Raw genomic sequence first — 18,426 nt, forward strand, 5'->3', positions numbered from 1 at the left:
CGAAGCATTCGTCACCGCGAATAAGACGGTGCTCATCAGCGATAGCGTACTGCTAACAGTGCTGTTCACCGACATCGTCGACTCGACGACGTTGCAGCAGAACCCGGCAACGAAGCATGGAGCGCGGTACTGCGCGAACACAACCGCATCATCGAGACTCATGTCAAAATTGCCAGGGCATCAGTCATCAACTTGACGGGCGACGGCGTTTTCGCAACATTCGACGCGCCGGCACGGGCGATCTCGTGTGTCCGAGCACTTCGAGAAGCGCTGCGAGAAGTTCGATTGACCATACGCGCCGGCCTGCATACCGGTGAGGCGGCGATGGCGGGACTCGATGTGCATGGCATCGCGGTGCACATCGCGGCGCGGATCATGGCGCTCGCCGAACCGGGAGAGATCTTGGTTTCCGAGGCCATCCCGCCCCTGGTGCTTGGCTCGGGCATCAAATTCAATGACCACGGGCGTCACAAACTGAAAGGCATTCCCGGCTGGTGGAAGGTACTTGCTGTGCACGACGGCCGCTGACCGCGCATCGACGCTGGCCACCCTTCCCCAGTCGGTTCCCTGAGCGGCGAACCAACCGACGAGCAGGCCGACCAGCTTGTCGGGTTATGCGTCGGTGAAAATGGCGCGTCCCTGTGTTGCCCTTGTCTGAGATTGCTTCGTGACGTACGTCGAACCGCATCACATCGGCCCCTACCGCGCCGTACCGTAGGCGAATGGTCCGCGCACGTGAAACCGACGCCTGCCCGGGTGCGCTGCAGGTGCATCAGGCGGCCGACGGCGCGCTGGTGCGGGTGCGCTTGCCCGGTGGCCGGATCAGCGCCGAGCAGTTGGCGACGCTGGCGGACCTCGCGGGTCGGCGCGGTTCGGGAACGCTCGAGCTGACCGCAAGGGGCAACGTGCAGCTGCGCGCGGTCAGCGACGTGGCGGCCGTCGCCGAGGCGCTCGCGCAAGCCGGCTTGCTGCCGTCGCCGACGCATGAGCGGGCGCGCAACATCGTCGCGTCGCCACTGACCGGCCGGGTGGGCGGGCTCGCCGACGTCAGTGGGTGGGTGAGCGAGCTGGACGCGGCGATCTGCGCCGAGCCCGGGCTCGCCGAGCTGGGCGGCCGGTTCTGGTTCAGCGTCGATGACGGCCGCGGCGACGTGTCCGGGCTGGGCGCTGACGCCGGCGTGCATGCCCTCGACGACGGCGTCGCGCTTGTGTTGGCGGGGCGGGATACCGGCGTCCGGCTGGCCGTCGCCGAAGTGGCGCAGTCACTGGTCGCGCTCGCGGTGCGGTTCCTTGAGTTACGCGGGAAGGCTTGGCGCGTCGGCGAATTGGCTGACGTTGCGGGGCTATGGCCCGGCGCCGAACTCGGTGCGGCGTTTCCGGCCGTCACCAAACCTCAGGTGGGCTGGATCGGCCAGGATGATGGCCGGGTGGCGCTGGGCGCCGCGGTGCCGCTGGGCGTGCTGCCCGCCCGGGTCGCGGAGTACCTGGCCGCCATCGAGGCCCCGCTGGTGGTCACGCCGTGGCGATCGGTGCTGGTGTGCGATCTCAAAGAGGAGGTGGCCGACGTCGCGCTGCGCGTGCTGGCGCCGCTGGGCCTGGTCTTCGACGAACACTCCCCCTGGCTGACCGTCAGCGCCTGCACCGGCAGTCCCGGCTGCCAGCACTCGGCGGCCGACGTGCGGGCCGACGCGGCGATGTCGTTGGAGCCGGATTCCCCGGTGCACCGGCACTTCGTCGGGTGCGAACGCGCGTGCGGCAGCCCGCCCGTCGGGCAGGTTCTGGTCGCGAGCGGACAGGGCTATCGGCTGCTGCGCGACCAGCACTTAAGGTGAGCGGGTGCTCGACTACATCCGCGACGCGGCCGAGATCTATCGCCAGTCGTTCGCGGCCATCCGCGCCGAAGCCGACCTGACGCGGTTCCCCGACGACGTCGCGCGGGTGGTGGTCCGGTTGATTCACACCTGCGGCCAGATCGATGTCGCCGATCACGTCGCCTATACCGACGACGTGGTCGCGCGGGCGGACGAAGCGCTGCGCGGCGGCGCGCCGGTGTTGTGCGATTCGTCGATGGTGGCAGCGGGGATCACTGCCGCGCGGCTGCCCGCGGGCAACGAAGTCGTGTCGCTGGTGGCCGATCCGCGCGCCCCCGAGCTGGCCGCGCGCCGGCAGACCACCCGTTCGGCGGCCGCCGTCGAACTGTGGGCGGGTCGCCTGGCCGGCGCGGTGCTCGCGATCGGTAACGCCCCCACCGCGCTGTTCCGGCTGCTGGAGCTGATCGACGAGGGCGCCTCCGCGCCGGCTGCGGTGCTCGGCGGGCCGGTCGGATTCGTCGGTTCCGCGCAGTCCAAGCAGGAGCTCATCGAGCGGCCGCGGGGCATGTCGTATCTGGTGGTTCAGGGACGTCGCGGGGGCAGCGCGATGGCCGCGGCCGCCGTCAACGCGATCGCGAGCGACATCGAATGAGCGCGCGCGGCACCCTGTGGGGAGTCGGGTTGGGGCCCGGCGATCCGGAGTTGGTGACGGTGAAGGCCGCCCGGGTGATCGGCGAGGCGGACGTGGTGGCCTACCACAGCGCCCGGCACGGCCGCAGCATCGCCCGCGGAATCGCCGAGCCGTATCTGCGGCCCGGGCAGATCGAGGAGCACCTGGTCTACCCGGTGACCACCGAGGCGACCGACCATCCCGGCGGCTACGCCGGTGCGATCGAAGACTTCTACGCGGACTCGACGCGGCGCATCGCCGCGCACCTGGACGCCGGTCGCGACGTGGCGTTGCTCGCCGAGGGCGACCCGCTGTTCTACAGCTCCTACATGCATTTGCACACCCGGCTGACGCAGCGGTTCGACGCCGTCATCGTGCCGGGTGTGACGTCGGTGAGCGCCGCCTCGGCGGCCATCGCGACCCCGCTGGTGGCCGGCGACGAGGTGCTGTCGGTGCTGCCCGGCACCCTGCCGGTGGCCGAGCTGACCCGGCGCCTCGCCGACGCCGACGCCGCGGTGGTGCTCAAGCTGGGTCGTTCGTATCACGCTGTGCGGGAAGCACTTTCGGCGTCCGGACAGCTTGACGACGCGTTCTACGTCGAGCGGGCCAGCACGTCGGGACAGCGGATCCTGCCCGCGGCGGAGGTCGACGAGGCCGGCGTGCCCTACTTTTCGTTGGCGATGCTGCCCGGTGGCCGCCGCGCTCAGCAGCCGTCGCGGGAAGGCAGCGTCGCGGTCGTAGGCCTGGGACCCGGTGACCTCGACTGGATGACGCCGCAGAGCCGCCGCGAATTGGCCGCTGCCACCGATTTGATCGGCTATGCCGGCTATCTGGACCGCGTGCCGGTCCGCGACGGCCAGCGGCGCCATCCCAGCGACAACACCGACGAACCGGCGCGGGCGCGGCTGGCCTGCGCGCTGGCCGAGCAGGGGCACGCCGTCGCCGTGGTGTCGTCGGGCGACCCGGGCGTGTTCGCGATGGCGACGGCGGTGCTGGAGGAAGCCAAACAGTGGCCGGGAGTGCGGATCCGGGTCATTCCGGCGATGACGGCGGCGCAGGCCGTCGCCAGCCGGGTCGGCGCTCCGTTGGGTCATGACTACGCGGTGATCTCGTTGTCCGACCGGCTCAAACCCTGGGAGGTGATTGCCGACCGGCTGGCCGCGGCCGCGGCCGCCGATCTGGTGCTGGCCATCTACAACCCGGCGTCGAAGGCGCGCACCTGGCAGGTCGGCGCGATGCGCGACGTGCTGATGACCCACCGCGAACCCGGCACTCCGGTGGTCATCGGCCGCAACGTGTCGGGGCCCGACGAAGATGTCCGCGTGGTGCGACTGGCCGATCTCGATCCCGCCGACGTCGACATGCGCTGCCTGCTGATCGTCGGCTCTTCGCAAACCCAGTGGCATTCAGACGATTTTGGCGACCGGGTGTTCACCCCTCGGCGTTACCCCGCCTGAACCCGGATCCGGGCCGGCTGGCCATCAGCTCAGCGGCAGCGACGGACTACCGCTGGGCGCTGGCCAATGTGGAGTGCGGTGACCTCACCGGATAGCACCGACCAGAATCGGCAAGCGAATAGCCGTCAGTCAAATCCATTGGCATGCAACGATTATGCGGACGGATTCGCCTTCAGCATCATCGCAGTAAAGTCCAGACGCCACAGCGACTCGAACAGGCTGCGACCGAACTCCTCCAGGTCACGCTTGCTCGCGCCGGGCGACTCCCCGCTCTTGGCGACCCGATCAGCGATCTGACGAATCGTGCGCCGGCCATCGACCTGCCGCAGGAAACGCATCTGAGCCGGCGTGACACTCGTGCGCCAATTCGGTCGGAAGATCTCCTCCCCCTCGATACCGCAGCGCATCCGCATCCGTGGAACGTACTCGAGGCATTCGGGAGTGGAAAAACTGATTTCGTAGCTCTTCTTAGGCCGGTCAGAACGGCAAGCCATGAAGAAATGAGCGCCGTTCATCACGTGGAGACGCTCTACTACGGACCAGAGCTTAGCGTCGGGCAACGCGCTCACCGCCTGATGAAGTGCCGTTCCGGGTCTGAACCAATCATGCGGGTAGTACGGCGCCTTGATGAACCATCCCTGAAATGCCAACCCAGCCGACGTCACAAGATCGATGCAGTCATCGACGCTGTAATTGCGCTCAGGGCCATGCAGGAAGGTGTCCGCCAGGGCGGCATCGGACTGGGCAGAAACCGGCGCCATCTTGAAGTAATTGTGGACCGGGTGTTCTAGCGGGAGCGCCGAGATCACTTCTTTGACCATCTGGACCGATGCGTCGTCGTGACCCATGCCCAAGTCGCGGAAGGCCGATTGCAGCATTTCGACGCCCAGTCGACCGGACTTTGCATAAAGCATCACGCCCAGGGCGCCATCTCGCCGCAGACAACCCCTGAGCGCCTTCATGCCCGCCACTGGGTCTGGCAAGAGATGTAAGACGCCAGTTGACACAATCAGGTCGAAGTTGCGCTTAAGCGATGGCAGCTCCTCTATCGGGACCCGATGCAGTTCCAGGTTCGACAGCGCGTACTTGTCTTTCAGATATTGCGCATGGTCGAGCGACGGTTGGCTGATATCGACCGCCACCACCTTCGCGGAACGGTTGGTGTACGCAAATACCGCGGCCTGGTTGGTACCGCAGCCAGCGATCAAAATATCGAGATCGGGCTTATAGTCGCGGTCGGGCCACAAAGTCGAGTGGGCGTGGGAAGGGTCGAACCACTCCCAATTGCTGTCGGTCCATGCCTCGAGGTCTTGTATGGGTTCCGGGTACGTCTCGTAACGGCGCGAGACGATATCTGTGTTCGGCTTCATTGCGGAGGTAGGCCCTTCCGGTCGACTCTTGATCGAGGATCCCGGATCCGTGGCCAGCTGGGAGCTGTATCACGAGGCGGGCCCCCATCGTGGGGATTATCGGTTACCGCCTCTTCTGCCCGCAAGGAAACGGTGTATTCAACGGACCGCATTTGGCGGACAGGAAGAGTGGTTTGTGGAACGAGGCCCTAGCGTGGTCAGGTAGCGAGAAGCCGGCAGGCTGGGCGGTGAGTCTTGGCCCGAACCCCGGTCTGCCGCAGCACGCCATTAAGACGTGGACCGGCCCGCCGGTTTTTGCCCTGAGGCCATCGCTGACGCCGAGACCTGCGTCACCGCCGAGATCATGAGCCAGCTGCTGCCCCGACGGCGTCCTCGCGACAACTCGCGCGTCGTCAAACGCAGAATGTCTGGCTGTCAGCTCAAACACGCCCATCGCAACGTCCCACAATTCATAGCCACCCGATCATCACCGCTTAAGTAAACGGTATTGCGGTAGCCCCACCTGATCACCGAAATCGCGAAAATAGTCAAAGAATCTCGCGAATTGCGGCGCAGGCGCGCTCCACATCGATGGTCCACCGTTTGTGGATTGGCGCCGGATCGGCGAGATCTTGCTGCCCAAAAATAATGCCGAAGCGGTGTCCCGTTGAACTGAGCATCATCGCGTGCCCGCGGACAAAGTGATCACTCGATTCGATCGTCACTACGGTTGTGCCGGGCGGGCAGAAACGAACGCTAAAGAGTGCCGCTCCACCCAAGGCGACAACGCATTTGGCTCGTGCAAATATCCCAATCTGCTCTTTAAGTGGTAGCTGCTCTGGTTGAACCGTCTTGAAACCCAACTTGCCCAGCGCCGCGATAAGCTCGCATTCGTTTTGCAGTACGCGGTAGTGCGGATACTTCGCCGAAATGGAGAGACGTGACACGAAGATTCGCTCGCCAAAAATGTCTGCGGAATCTCGCCGGCGGGCATCGGCCAAGTCGGCGTAGACCTCTTTCTCAGCGTCACTAACCGACAGGTCTGCCACCGAATATTCGACGGTTTGGATGTCGCGGCAAAAGTATGTTTTGCCCGGATCGTGCTCCAACACGTGAGCCGCATCGATGCCCATCAGCTGCAAGAGGTCACGCTGCCAGGGATGCGCAGCCCAGCAAAAGAATTTTCTTCCATTCCCGAATTTCTTGAACTGAACGCATTTGGGGAGCACAGTTGCGAGCCATCTACCCCAATTGTCGGGTTCGAGAGGAGTGGCGAGGAACACTGGTTCGATGATTGAATGAACATTGTCCTGGCTTAGCGTGGTGCAATCGAGAACAATCTCATCGCCCTCGAATTCGATGTGGGGCTTAACGCCTGGGTGGATGTGCGAAAACCCAGCAGCCGTGACAAATTCCATGAACTGTCGCTTGAACGTCCGCGTTTCGCACGACCAGTGTCCGGATTGACTCACCAGGTGATTGGGCCCAAATAGAATCACGTCGGGTCGCGAAACCAAGTAGCTTCCATGGATTTCGGCGCGCGTACTGAAACAGTCGGGTATCTCCTTGCCGGAGAGGTTGCAAATAAACTCAGCCGGCCTCAATTGCTCTACCTTCGGCGCTTCGATGACGGTCAGCGTGCCATCCGATGGCGGCCAGTCCCGGAGCGGAAATCTGCCTCGGGGCAACGAATCCGGTCCGGGCTCCGAGGACGCGCGAACTATGAATTCTTCGTTCTGCGTCTCTTTGATTTCATTACTCACTGATGCCATTCGGGAACGCGGCGCGTAAAGGGTGAACAGCTCGGTCAGGCGGTCGGGTTCCGCGCAAAGTGGTCGCGAAGCGGTTAGTTCGAGTTTGTCCCAGAACGACCTTAGCCGGTCCTCGTCGAGAACGGATCCGGCGTGCTGATCGACGACCTCGTAATAACGATCGGCAAGAACACTCGATGCAGGGTCCAGCCGGGTGATCGCGACCAGGGCGGTAGGCGGACAGTCCAGTATGTGTAGCCGCAGGTCCGGGCGGTACTCACGCAGAATCGGCAGCAGCTTCCACACGTCGCCGGTCCACCAGCCAGCGGTGTCTCCTTCGGAGGAATCACCGGGCTGGAACTGTCGCAGGGCCATCCGCGTGTTCGACGGCACGCAATCATGTAGCAGGATCAGTGAGCGGGGATGGCAGGCGGCCTCGGTGCCAATGAAATCGCGCAGCAGGTATTCGAACCGGTGCATGCCGTCGAGGAAGGCCATATCCACCGGCCGTCCCAACAACGCGGGTGCATTTTCTGTCGCGAAAAAATCGTCTGACGTCATCTGAAAGAAGAACGTGCGTTTCCGGTTGCCTGTGGCGCCGGCATTTACATCGAACCGCGGATCCACCGCGATCGTGTCGCAGCCAGCAACCGCCAGCGAAGCCCCAGTCGCAGTCCCAACCTCTAGATAGCTGCGCGGTGTGAGGTGGGTGTGCAGTGCTTTGAGGAATTCGACGTAGAAGACGCCGGACAAGCGAAACGTTGCAGTCGCGTTATTTTCGTCCATCGGGGCGGCCCTCTCGTCGTACTAATAGGTCCGTCAAGCAGCGAGCGCCGCACTGACCCAATACTGCAGCAGTAGATCTGGATCGTTGAGGCTGAGGTGTCTGCGAGGTCAGGGCGGTGGCCGCCGCACTGTTCGGAGTTTGTGAGCACTTCTGGATCTGGCGTCGACCAAGGAATGCACACCTGATCGGGGAGCACACGGGAGGAGTCGGGCAGGCCTTCGGCCCTACGACTTTCCGCCTCAATACGGACGCACGGTGGCGATCGGCGCGCAATATTATCGTATCGGGTCGTGGTCGACACGCCAGTAGATACCCATTCCGTCGATCGGCAGTATGGGCGATCCGATTGCGTAGCGTTTACGGAAATCGTGGACGGCCAGCGCGCATCCGCCATGCTCTAGGCCAAAATCGTCCACAATCACGAAGCCGCCATACGACACCTTGTGATAAAGCGCACCCAATGCCTCCATTGTTGAGTCGTATCTATCACCGTCAAGCCGCAATACAGCCAATTGATCGATCGGAGCGTCTGGCAACGTGTCCTTGAACCAACCCTCAAGGAAGACGACCCGCTCGTCGAGTAATCCGAAACGACGGAAATTGCGCTCGACCTGCGCGCGAGGTACCACGAGCTTGTCATAAAATTCAGGCTGGGATCCCGGATCCTCCGGGAAATTCCCGTCAAAGATGTCGGCCAGGAAGACACACCGCGTGTCGTCGCCATAGGCCTCCAAAATGCCCTTCATCATGATGCAGGCGCCGCCTCGCCAAACGCCGGTTTCAATGAAGTCACCGGGGACGCCATCCAGCATTACGGTCTCGCATGCGTAGCGCAAATTTCGCATGCGAACGCCGCCGATCATTGAGCAGGCGAGTGACGGCCAGTCCCCTCCCAAAAGGCGCAGGTGCGGATTGAACTCGATGCCCGGCGGCCGCCAATCGTCCGGTGCATCTTCGATAAGCATGCCGGTCAGCGCTGCCTCGAGCAGATTGAGGTATCGCTGGACCACTGTGCCGCGGCCGCATCCTTGGTACACCGTCACCTGTCTGGCACCACCTTGATCATCGATCGGTCGTTATCTCGAATTCGATACCCGTGCCGGACGGCGGGATGGTCTTTGCGCTTTCATTGGTGCATCAGTTGTTTTTGCAACCTTTTCCCGGCCGACCGGTCGCCGTACTAATGAGCCGTTTGGCTTTTGTTTGAGGCCGTAAACGTCGAGGAACCCCGCTATCATTCCCGCCAGAGATGGCGGTTCAGGAATCGCGCCGGAAAGGCGTTCCCAAAGGCCTTTTTCCGTAGAGGCTCTCAGAATGACTGCGGCGAGGGCGTCGGGGTCGCCTCGAGTAAAATGGATGCCATCGACGTCATCGGTCACGTGCTCGGCCATCGCCCCAATATCGGAACAGATGACCGGGCGGCGGAACGCCGCCGCCTCCAATAGCACGACCGGAAAACCCTCTTCCCAGAGGGAAGGCACAATGGTCCAGTCAACGCGTGCCATTCGGCTAGCCAGTTGATCTATTGGATAGGCACCATTATTGTGGACGATTCGCTCCGCAAAGGGCCGCTCATTCTCTTCGGCGAAGAAATCTTCGATTTCCTTTGCGAGCGCCGACGTTCCATAGCGGAGGTTGTCGCCGTTCAACTCAACCTTGAAGTCTGTGAAGCCCTGCTCCCGAAGGATTGCCACCGCACGGAGGATTATTTGAATACCCTTGACGTCGACCATCTGTCCAAAGAAGCCGAAGCGGTTCTTTGGACTGTCAGAAGCGGGAAGCTTTGAACCGCGGGCGCAGGCAGGTTGACCTATCGACTGACCGTTCGGTACGTGACGGATCTTTCTCGCATCGATTCCCCACGCTACATAGCGGTCCACCATGGATCTGCGCGGACAAGTAAAAACGTCCACATCCTGCAGGTGGCGCATGAACCACATCTTCCGTAACGAAAAGTGTTCGGGCGGAAGGTGGGGGAAGCACTGATGGCAACGAACGGAGCTCGCTTGTGAGCACAGCGCTTGATCGCTCAGTCGCACCATGTGTCCATTCGCGTTGCAGATGGCGATAAATTCGTGAAATGTGAAGACAATGCGCGCATTGGGAAGAACGCGCCGGGTCAAGGTGAGGATATCGATGCCAAAACTCAGAAAATGATGAAAATGAACGATATCAGGTCGAATGGTGTCAAGAAATTCGCAGTAGGCATCGATCAGACGGACCGAGGATGTCCGATACCAGGTAAAGTCGTATTCAGCCGATAGGAACAAGAATTCGTTCGGCCGCTGGTCGAAGCCAGTGATACAGGCTCCGGCTTTATACAAAGCCGGATACGCGCTATCGGTTGAAGCCAGAAGCACCGGTTCGATGCCTGGTTCGTGCTGCAACCCCTGGAATATTTCATACGCGATCCGCTGCGAACCGCCCCGGTTCAATTCGGGATGCAGGTGGCTGACAATGAGAACTTTGGCGTTGCCCTCCGTCTTGGTCATTCCCTCCTCCTCTTGTTCCAGGTGAGTGAGTGCTCAGCGGTGAGCCGGAGTCGAGAAAGCTTGTGACGTAGGACCGTGGAGGCTCTTTTTCACGGTTTCCCCCCAGAGTTTGGTGAAATGCCATCGATTCACCAGACGTCCGCTTACGTGAACTGGACGGTACACAGACCCCTTGCCCTCGAAATGCACGAACGGCAGGTAATGCATCCAAGCCGGCTTCCCAGCGCTGAAGCTCTTGAGGCAGAGGTCGGCATCCTCGAATTGTGTGAACATGTATTCCGGCGAAAAACCCCCCAACGACTCGAACCATTCGCGTTCGACAGACATGAAGGCCCCGGTCACGCCTGGAACCGGGCGTGAGACAAGAAAAGGGTTCGTGTGCGGCGGCGCTCCCTTGCCGTAGTGTTCCACTCTGAGCATCTCGCAGCGCGTAGCTTGGTTATCCCGAAAAGAAAATTCGACGTCCACTTCAAAATACATACCTCCATGCATCAACGAGCCGTCGTCGTAATACAGGGGTGCGCCAAACAGCGCAACTTGCTCTGGGGGCAGATCGTTCACGATCCGGCTATGCTGCAGCGGCCATTCCGGATCCATCGGAAAAATGTCTGGGTTCACTATCAGAAGGCGAGCACTGCGCGCGGCGTTGGCCGCAGTGTTATAGGCGACGCCAAATCCCGCGTTGCCCGGCATAAGAATTAGGGTGATAGGCATTCCATAGATCCGGTTCGCGATAGTAGCGTTCTTGATCAGCAGGTCTGCCATCTCGGGACTATTCGAGACATAGATAAATTCGTAGTTTTCGATGCCACGGCACTCGGAGAAGAGCGCACACTGAATCGTAAGCAATTCCGGCTTGCCGAACAGACATACGATGATTGATGCTTTCGGTCGAACCGGCGCCGCGCCAATCTGAACCGTCTGTGCGCCCAGGGCGATCCGCCTCGAAATCTTGAGACTCAACGCGATCAGGGAACTTCCTAATCCGCTGTCCAGGTAACGAAAGGTCTCCACGGGAGCGTGCCCGACAGTTTGAGTCATGGCCAGATGGTCGAGAGCAAGTTCTCTGAAGCGTTCCTCGTCCACCGGGCAGATTTGACACTCGAATGTTCTGCGTTCGGCTCCTACCGAGAGGGTCACTTCGGCCGGTACCCTCATGGTTTCGGGCCTTTCGATCACTACAATCGCCCAGAACGCGAGCCTTCGGTGCTCCGGCAGTTTCAGATACCTTGTGACGTCCTCGCGGATGTACCGGTAGAAAACCGTCGTTGAAGCACGCAAACCTAGGGCGTTCCGCAGCATCAGTTTGCCGAGTTGGCCGACGGGTTCCTGTTCGTCGTCGTTTACCCAGCCCAAGACCAGGCATTGCCCGTCTTTGCAACCGAAGATTTTATCCACGTTCCCTGCGGGAAATCCGGCGGTGTCGGCGCGAACGGCTGCCTCATAACGAGGATCCGTAAGACGGCTCTCATGCATACCAAAAGTTTCATAGTGGCGTAATGCCGAAGGAAACTGTCCCTCCTTGATGGATCTTGCGACGTCCGGAAACGCTGAGAGATAGGCTGACTCATCAAAATCTTCCGAGGCAGCATGGGAGGAAACCGGCCAAGACGTTCGCAACTGGGGCGGCCCGAGTGTCGCGCTAACTGGCTCAGCTCGCTTCGAAGGCGACGTTGCCGCGCGTACCTTCGGCGGACTTTGGCCTGTCGGAGCTTTCTTGCCGGCGCCCTTGACAATGGTCATAAGGTAACCTCCGTCGGCGCCGTGAGTGACCTAGACAGAGTGGAATACTCAAGGACATTCGGGCGTCGCATCGTCCTCGGCGTAAGCACGCGATCCGCCCCCTTCCTGCTGAAGCAGTCGTTCGGCCAACACCGTATAGCGTCAGCTGGGTTCCGGTGGCTATTTGGACATATCCCCCAACTTGGTGATTTCGGTGACCCCAGCTGCCTTTATGCTGCCTTTATGGGTGACGCCACTGGGCTCGATCGCCATGTATCAGCGTTGGCGGTGTTGAGCATCTCGACCCCTCAGGGACCCGCGCGTCGACCGTCGGCGATTCGGCACCCCATCACCGCCCAATCAGGTTGCAGGCGTTGTCCGGCCACCTGCAGATCCAGCTCGTCAAAGGGGCAAAACGTGGTCAGATCAGGGAAAGCGTCGGGAGACCTCGACGCGACGCCTACCCTGGCGGCGACGTGGCTGCGTCTACGCCCTCGTCTGGGAAGAGCCTGTAATGCTCATCCATGGTGTAGCCCCATTCCCTCATTTCGCTCTCGCAATATTTGAGAAACGTCTTCGTCTGTTCTACGGTCCAGCCCGATTCAGCGAGCGACAATGTCTTGTAGGCGCTTCCTTTTTCGCTCTCCTGGGAGCCAGGAGTACTCATAACTTTGCAAGCGACGTCACGCCAGAACGTCGCAATCCGCTTGGCGGGAACCGTGCTCTCGTTCCCCTCCAGAAATGCACACAAACTTCGAGTGGTGAGCGCCGGTCGCTGAATCATGTCTCGCTGCTCGACCTCAATGAAACATCCCGGCGGTAACTGCTGCCGAATCCTCCGCCACGTGGCCATGCTTCCGGCCCAACCGGCACAGTGGTTTTCGAACGACTCACCGGGAAACTTTTTCACGCGCGAGATTACGTTTTCAATGCCGCGCCGCTTGACGAAAACAAAAACCGAGTCCGGCCAAAGTTCCCGGACCATCGGGCTCGCCTCAATCATCCCCGGGTCCGGTGTTTTATCGAACCACGGATTTTTCGGATTTGGATAATTCAGCTCGTTCACCAACGTCCGAAAAATCTCGAAGAGCCTGCGCTTCAGATCGCGATTGTCGATGTTTCCCAGCATCGTCTCTGGGTCGGGAGGGTGTGCAAACCTCACAAAGTGTTGATCGACTGCGATTTCGGTGTAGTGGATTAAGGAGAGAAAGTGCCCCTCTCCCCAGCCTTCGTAGCCGATATGCCGCAGCACGTCGGCAATCGCGCTCGTGCCGGAGCGCACGGACCCGAGAATAAATACTGGGGAGCGCATTGATTCATCATATTCGTTTTCAAGCGCTAGTCCGCATGTTCCGCGGAGTCGACGTGGTGGCCTGATTGGATCCTAGGTGTTGCCGGTGACGGTGGTGCGCTCCTTCAATGTGTATGGGCCACGCCAGAATCCGATCTTCGTGATCTCCCAAAGCATTCTTCGGATCCTCAACAGCATCCAGCTGTTGCTGTACGACTGGGGTAACCAAACAGGGTGCTTCACCTACGTCGACGACGCCATCGCCGGCACGCTGTTCGCGGCCGACAGCGACGCGGCGACCGGCGAGGCATTCAACGTCGGCGGCATGACCGAGACGCCCGTGCGTGATGCCGTCGATAGGCCGAGGCGCAAACAACCGCATTTGTGTTTTTCCTGTCGTACGCTCTGGATGCTGGTCGAGCGCTGGATTACGAATATTTCGGGCGCCCGCGCCTGAGATCGTCGGCGAGGTCTTGATCGATCTGTCCGATCCGGTCGTGGAGGAATATCATGCATCCGTACCAGAACGCGCCGGACCGCTCCTTCTGGAGCCGATCCGTATCTTCGGGTTTCGACGTCTGCCAACTCGCGGATCATGATGGGCCGCTGATCCGACCGGGTGAATCTGTTGCGTCGGCCGGAAGTTGTTTCGCCTCCAACCTGGTGCCGTTCCTTGAGCGTGCGGGGTTCGAATACCTTCGGACCGAGAGGCGTAACCCCGCATTCTCATATGTTCCGCCGGAGAACCTCGGCTACGAGAACTTCAGCGCAGCGTACGGCAATATCTACACGCCGCGGCAGTTACTTCAGCTCCTGCGCCGCTGCGTCGGATCCTTCAGACCGGCGGAAGACCGCTGGTACACGGATGCCGGCGTGATCGACCCCTTCCGTCCCGGACTTCGCTATCACGCGCTCACCGACCGCGAGTTCGACCTGCTCGGTGCCCAGCATCTGCGCGCGGTTCGGCGGGTGTTCGAGGAGGCCAAGGTCTTCATCTTCACGCTCGGCCTGACCGAAGCGTGGGTCTCGCGGCTCGACGGGGCAGTTTTTCCCGCGTGTCCCGGGACGGTTGCCGGCACGTTCGACGAGACGCTCCATGCGTTCGTCAACTTTTCAGTGGACGAGGTCACCTCGGATCTCGACGCATTCGTCACCGAGCTTTGCGCGTTGAATCGCGGGGTTCGCATAATTCTCACGGTCTCGCCGGTGCCGTTGGTGGCCACCGCAACTGGGAAGCACGTGCTCCCGTCGTCCACCTACAGTAAGGCCGTCCTGCGGGCGTCCGCGGACGAAATCGTGAGACGCCACGCCTTCGTCTCCTACTTTCCAGCCTTCGAGATCGTCACAGGGCCACAAGCCCCGGATGCTTACTTGGAGGCCGATCGGCGCACCGTCACACAGGAGGCCATCGCCACCGTAATGACTGCATTCCTTGCGGCATGCGAAGCCCCGGACGAGGCCACACGCGTGGTGAACGCGCCGCGCGAAGAGGGAGACGCCGCGCGCCGGCTCTCACGGATGCTGAGCCAGGTGGAATGCGAGGAGTCGATGGCCGACATCCCGACCGAGCCGGCCGGCGACGTCGCGGAAGAGACTATCCGGACGCTTTATTCTGAGCTGCTGGCGCGCTCACCTGGGGAAAGCGAGCTGGAGGTCTGGACCGGTGCCGCACGCGGCATGTCGGTGATCGACCTCGTCAAGCTGTTTGTCTCGTCGGACGAGTTCAAGGGGCGCCTGAAGGACATTTCGGCATGAGCATCCGCGGACAAAAGGGGATGAATCAGTTGTTCCAGCGGAGCCAGCATGGGTGATGCGCCGAGAACGCCGCGCAGTGTGCAGTTGCTGATCGTCGGCCATTCCCACAGCTGGTGCTACGGCGGGCAATTCAACCACCCACCCGACGACTACGAGATGAAACCCATCGACGAAGGCCGGGGATTCATGGTGATCGGGGGCAGCCCGGAGAATCTGGGTTACTGGGACGCGGTCGTCGGGCTGGCCAAGACTTTCCGCGTAGCTGTCTGCTGGCAGGGCAATCAGCACGCACATTTCATGTTTCTCGAGAAGCCGTTCGATTTTGCTTTGGCGTCGCACCCCGGGCTGGTCATGGACGAGGGGGTCGATCTCGTCCCCGAGCTGCAGGTCCGCGAAGTGTTTCAGCCTTCGATGCCCCCTCTCGAGGTACTCCTGACACGGATGCTGGATACCGGCGGGCCGCGGCCGATCGTCCTGGGTACTCCACCCCCGAAAGCGGACAACGAAGCCATCCGGCGCGGCATGCAGGTCCATGCCGAATTCTTCGCCAAGCTGGCCTCGGACCGCGGCTTGCATCCCGATAAGGCGCAGCTCGCGCCCGCATACCTCCGCCTGAAGCTGTGGTGGTTGGTCCAGCAGATGATGCGCGAGACCGCCGAGCGCCACGCGGTCGAATTCTGGCCGGTGAGCGCATCGGCGATGACCGAAGAGGGGTACCTGCGGCCCGAGTATTGGGCCGAGGATGCGACACATGCGAACGCCGCGTATGGCGCATTGATGTTGGACGAATACGAAAAGCGCCTGCTCGCGCGACACTAGTGCCCGGCCGGCGGGACTACCGCCGCCGCCCTGGGTCCACAGCCCGACCGTAGTGAACAGGACCATCATCACGAGCATCGGCAGCTGGGACAGCGCCGACTCCCGTCCGCTGCCGAACACCCGAAGCGCCTCCTAGTGCGCGGACACCACGCTGATGATGCGCCCGAACGACCGTTATGGGCGTGGCGGCGAGGTGCCCGTCGACCTTACGGGCGGCCGACGGAGCGCCGATTTCGCAGCGCATCGAACGCAGCGCCGCCAACACGTCGCGCTCGACTCATCATCAGCCACGCGCCACCTGATCGGATTGATCTTAACAATATCGTTGACTCTCAACATGACTCGTCGGGTTGGGGCGAAGCCCCGGGTAGATCTAGAGGTAAAGACCTGAGATGCAGAGCACTTCGTCGAGACTGGCGGTGCGCCGCCCGGCGTCGGCGGCCAGCCGTCCACGCGGGGCGGGCGGATCGGTGTCGCTGTTTTGCACACCGACGGCTCGATCCAGGCGAGTGGTGTCGAACATCGCCGGGCCACTGGCCATCGCCTCGGTGAGCACGTAGCGGCCGGCGTCGGGCGCTCGGCGCACCGTCCGCTCGGCGGCGCTGGCGCCGATCAGCTTGACCGCATCTTCGAAGTTGATGCCCACCTGAAACACCTGTGGTTCGGCGTCGAGCACCGCCCTCAGGCGAGTGATGTAGTTCTCGCGGGCGAAAAACCGCCAGCCCCCGCCCAGATGCAGCCAGAACCGTCCGTCTATCTGAGCGCGCAACTGCGCCAGATGGGCGGCGGGCTTGTCGCCGGATCTGCGACGGGCGAACTTGAGAAATTCGTATCGTTTCCGCAGCTTCGCGCGGTCGGCGGCGGACAGGCCGGCATCGAGCACCAGGAAGTGCTCGACGCGTGACACATCGAGGCAGCAGTTCAGAAACGAGTTGATGGTCTGCTCGGTGGTCTCTCGGTCTGGTCCGGCGATCAGGCTGACGGTGACCTCGGCTCCCTCGGCGGGACCTGCGGCCAGGGACTGCACCACGGCGTCGGGATACGCTGCGGCCGCCTCGAGCATGGCCGGCACCGAAAAATCGCGGTTGGCCGCAATCCGTTGCCGATCAGGCTCGGGCAGGTCGGGGCGGGCCAGCAGGCGCCGACACAGCGTAAACGCCTCATCGCGCTTACCGATCCAGGATGCGCACACCGCCTGCTCATCGGTGGCGCGCCACGCGTAAACGTCCGCGTATCTGGGGACAAAGAGGTCCTCTCCGGGAAAGGGAATTTCGGCGGCGCGCTGGGCATACAGGTACGCGGACTTGTAGCACTGCTCGACGCGATACCGAAAGGCGATGGCATGCAACGCCTCAGCCCGGGTCGGTCGAAACTCCCATGCCTTGAGATAGGCCTCCTCAACATCCGGCCACGGCTCACCGAGGTTCGACATCGACTCCGCGAGCCGATACATCGCCCAGTAGACCTCCTCGTCGCAGCCGCCCATCTCGATCCGCCGCTCACACCACCGGCGCGAGTTGTCGAAATCCTCCATACGCGAGTAGGTCTCGGCGAGGAAAAAGACCGACCGCGCATCCTCGGGATCACGTTTGACCTTGGCCAGCAACCAATCACGCTCCTGCGCAGCCTTATGCATGAACAGGCTGTGGGTGAACAGTTGGCGGTCGCGGAGCTGATCATCTGCGGTGCGGTCTTTGCCTTCGTGGCGCGCAGTGATCCGCGGGGCGTCCCGCGCGGCGGTCCGGTGGTTGCCACCCTCGAGGCCTGCTGACAGCGCACGGTCCACGATGGCGGCCTGGTCGCGAGCGGAGAAAGCCTGGTAGCCCCGCTCGGCGAGGTCGCATCGCGCGCGCTCGTCCCCGACGAGCTCCACACAGCGATCGACCAGTTCGTCGTAGTTGGCGAACGCGACGCCCGACTCCAGATCGCGCTCCACCGTGGGATCGGCACCACGCTCGGAGACCACCGCGCGTCTATTGGCGAGCAGATACGAAACACGCGTGATTTCAAAGATTTTCGCTTCCCAATAGTGGATGTTGAGGACGATCTTCGAGCGTGCGATCCAGGCATCGCGGCTCGCGCCGTAGACCGCCGACAGCCATTTGACGCGAAGACCGCGGTCGTGCAGATCCCTGAGAACGGCGTATCGGCGTCCGTTGAGCGCGCCGTAGAACAGGACGTCGATGTCCTCGGCGGCTGGGGTGATCCGTGTCAGCTCGGGCACGTATCCGATCGGAACGTAGGTTGGTCGGGGCAGCCCCAGGGCAGCGAGGTACTCGATGTTGGCTTGGCTGTAGTCCCACGCCGGGTAGCGCCGGAAAAGGTCGACGAATTCAGGCATCGTCATCCACGGCAAGTCGTCACCCAGTTGCTCGAGGTTGTAGAAGATGGGTTTTTTTGGTGGCGCTAATGCGTACTGGACGAGGAGGTTTCCGCCGAGCACGATGGTGCAGCGCTCGTCGAGGTCCAGACAGTTGGTCAGCACCGAGTCATGGCCAAGCGCCAAAAGACCGTGGTGCAAT

14 protein-coding genes are annotated in these 18,426 nt (G+C 62.0%); 7 read left to right on the forward strand and 7 right to left on the reverse strand.

Annotated elements, in window-relative coordinates; translation table 11 throughout:
- The first annotated feature begins 285 nt into the window (after nt 1-285).
- The 4 genes from N415_RS32960 (at nt 286) to N415_RS25750 (ending at nt 3,938) form a co-directional block, all read left to right on the forward strand.
- Entirely contained in the window at nt 286-528 is a 243-nt protein-coding gene (locus N415_RS32960) for an adenylate/guanylate cyclase domain-containing protein (protein WP_239645704.1), read from the forward strand.
- Nucleotides 529-722: 194 nt separating this feature from the next.
- The gene (gene cobG, locus N415_RS25740; RefSeq protein WP_068187810.1) at nt 723-1,832 is read left to right on the forward strand and encodes a precorrin-3B synthase; all 1,110 of its coding nucleotides are present in this window, start codon (nt 723-725) and stop codon (nt 1,830-1,832) included.
- A gap of 4 nt (nt 1,833-1,836) precedes the next feature.
- On the forward strand, nt 1,837-2,463 hold the full coding sequence (locus N415_RS25745) for a precorrin-8X methylmutase (RefSeq protein ID WP_068187812.1): 627 nt from the start codon (nt 1,837-1,839) through the stop codon (nt 2,461-2,463).
- Nucleotides 2,460-3,938 (forward strand): precorrin-2 C(20)-methyltransferase, encoded by a 1,479-nt coding sequence (locus N415_RS25750; RefSeq protein ID WP_068187813.1) that lies wholly within the window; start codon nt 2,460-2,462, stop codon nt 3,936-3,938. Before N415_RS25745 ends, N415_RS25750 begins: the two co-directional genes overlap by 4 nt.
- A 152-nt stretch (nt 3,939-4,090) precedes the next feature.
- On the opposite strand, the gene N415_RS25755 is transcribed toward N415_RS25750, so the two are convergent.
- The 6 genes from N415_RS25755 to N415_RS25780 form a co-directional block, all read right to left on the reverse strand.
- The gene (locus N415_RS25755) at nt 4,091-5,308 is read right to left on the reverse strand and encodes a class I SAM-dependent methyltransferase (protein ID WP_068187814.1); all 1,218 of its coding nucleotides are present in this window, start codon (nt 5,306-5,308) and stop codon (nt 4,091-4,093) included.
- A gap of 527 nt (nt 5,309-5,835) precedes the next feature.
- Nucleotides 5,836-7,824, reverse strand: coding sequence for a glycosyltransferase 61 family protein (locus N415_RS25760; protein ID WP_068187816.1), 1,989 nt, complete (start codon nt 7,822-7,824; stop codon nt 5,836-5,838).
- Between the two features lie 276 nt (nt 7,825-8,100).
- Entirely contained in the window at nt 8,101-8,868 is a 768-nt protein-coding gene (locus N415_RS25765) for a TylF/MycF/NovP-related O-methyltransferase (RefSeq protein ID WP_239645705.1), read from the reverse strand.
- A gap of 33 nt (nt 8,869-8,901) precedes the next feature.
- Nucleotides 8,902-10,317, reverse strand: a complete 1,416-nt coding sequence (locus N415_RS31045; protein ID WP_081665515.1) for a glycosyltransferase — start codon at nt 10,315-10,317, stop codon at nt 8,902-8,904.
- A gap of 33 nt (nt 10,318-10,350) precedes the next feature.
- Nucleotides 10,351-12,060 carry a hypothetical protein gene (locus N415_RS25775; protein WP_152531574.1) on the reverse strand — a complete coding sequence of 570 codons (1,710 nt, stop codon included), beginning with the start codon at nt 12,058-12,060 and terminating at the stop codon, nt 10,351-10,353.
- A gap of 439 nt (nt 12,061-12,499) precedes the next feature.
- Nucleotides 12,500-13,351, reverse strand: coding sequence for a sulfotransferase (locus N415_RS25780; RefSeq protein WP_081665516.1), 852 nt, complete (start codon nt 13,349-13,351; stop codon nt 12,500-12,502).
- Between the two features lie 85 nt (nt 13,352-13,436).
- Here N415_RS25780 and N415_RS25785 point away from each other — a divergent pair, with 85 nt between their 5' ends.
- From N415_RS25785 to N415_RS25795, 3 genes are read left to right on the forward strand one after another with little or no spacing between them, the layout of a single operon-like run.
- Nucleotides 13,437-13,787: an NAD-dependent epimerase/dehydratase family protein gene (locus tag N415_RS25785; protein WP_239645706.1), complete on the forward strand. Its 351-nt coding sequence runs from the start codon at nt 13,437-13,439 to the stop codon at nt 13,785-13,787.
- A 53-nt stretch (nt 13,788-13,840) separates the two neighbouring features.
- Entirely contained in the window at nt 13,841-15,085 is a 1,245-nt protein-coding gene (locus tag N415_RS25790) for a GSCFA domain-containing protein (RefSeq protein WP_068187824.1), read from the forward strand.
- A gap of 48 nt (nt 15,086-15,133) precedes the next feature.
- The gene (locus N415_RS25795; RefSeq protein ID WP_152531575.1) at nt 15,134-15,904 is read left to right on the forward strand and encodes a hypothetical protein; all 771 of its coding nucleotides are present in this window, start codon (nt 15,134-15,136) and stop codon (nt 15,902-15,904) included.
- Nucleotides 15,905-16,277: 373 nt separating this feature from the next.
- Here the strand turns inward: N415_RS25795 and N415_RS25800 are convergent, their stop codons facing one another.
- Entirely contained in the window at nt 16,278-18,347 is a 2,070-nt protein-coding gene (locus N415_RS25800) for a hypothetical protein (protein WP_152531576.1), read from the reverse strand.
- Between the last annotated feature and the right edge of the window lie 79 nt (nt 18,348-18,426).

Origin of the sequence: Mycobacterium sp. UM_CSW, assembly GCF_000455205.1 — a bacterium.
In the GTDB taxonomy this organism is placed as follows: domain Bacteria; phylum Actinomycetota; class Actinomycetes; order Mycobacteriales; family Mycobacteriaceae; genus Mycobacterium.

Coding starts and splice junctions, on each gene's coding strand:
- cobG (WP_068187810.1), top strand. CDS start 723: ATGGTCCGCGCACGTGAAACCGACGCCTGCCCGGGTGCGCTGCAGGTG.
- N415_RS25750 (WP_068187813.1), top strand. CDS start 2,460: ATGAGCGCGCGCGGCACCCTGTGGGGAGTCGGGTTGGGGCCCGGCGAT.
- N415_RS25755 (WP_068187814.1), bottom strand. CDS start 5,308: ATGAAGCCGAACACAGATATCGTCTCGCGCCGTTACGAGACGTACCCG.
- N415_RS25760 (WP_068187816.1), bottom strand. CDS start 7,824: ATGGACGAAAATAACGCGACTGCAACGTTTCGCTTGTCCGGCGTCTTC.
- N415_RS31045 (WP_081665515.1), bottom strand. CDS start 10,317: ATGACCAAGACGGAGGGCAACGCCAAAGTTCTCATTGTCAGCCACCTG.
- N415_RS25775 (WP_152531574.1), bottom strand. CDS start 12,060: ATGACCATTGTCAAGGGCGCCGGCAAGAAAGCTCCGACAGGCCAAAGT.
- N415_RS25780 (WP_081665516.1), bottom strand. CDS start 13,351: ATGCGCTCCCCAGTATTTATTCTCGGGTCCGTGCGCTCCGGCACGAGC.
- N415_RS25790 (WP_068187824.1), top strand. CDS start 13,841: ATGCATCCGTACCAGAACGCGCCGGACCGCTCCTTCTGGAGCCGATCC.
- N415_RS25795 (WP_152531575.1), top strand. CDS start 15,134: ATGGGTGATGCGCCGAGAACGCCGCGCAGTGTGCAGTTGCTGATCGTC.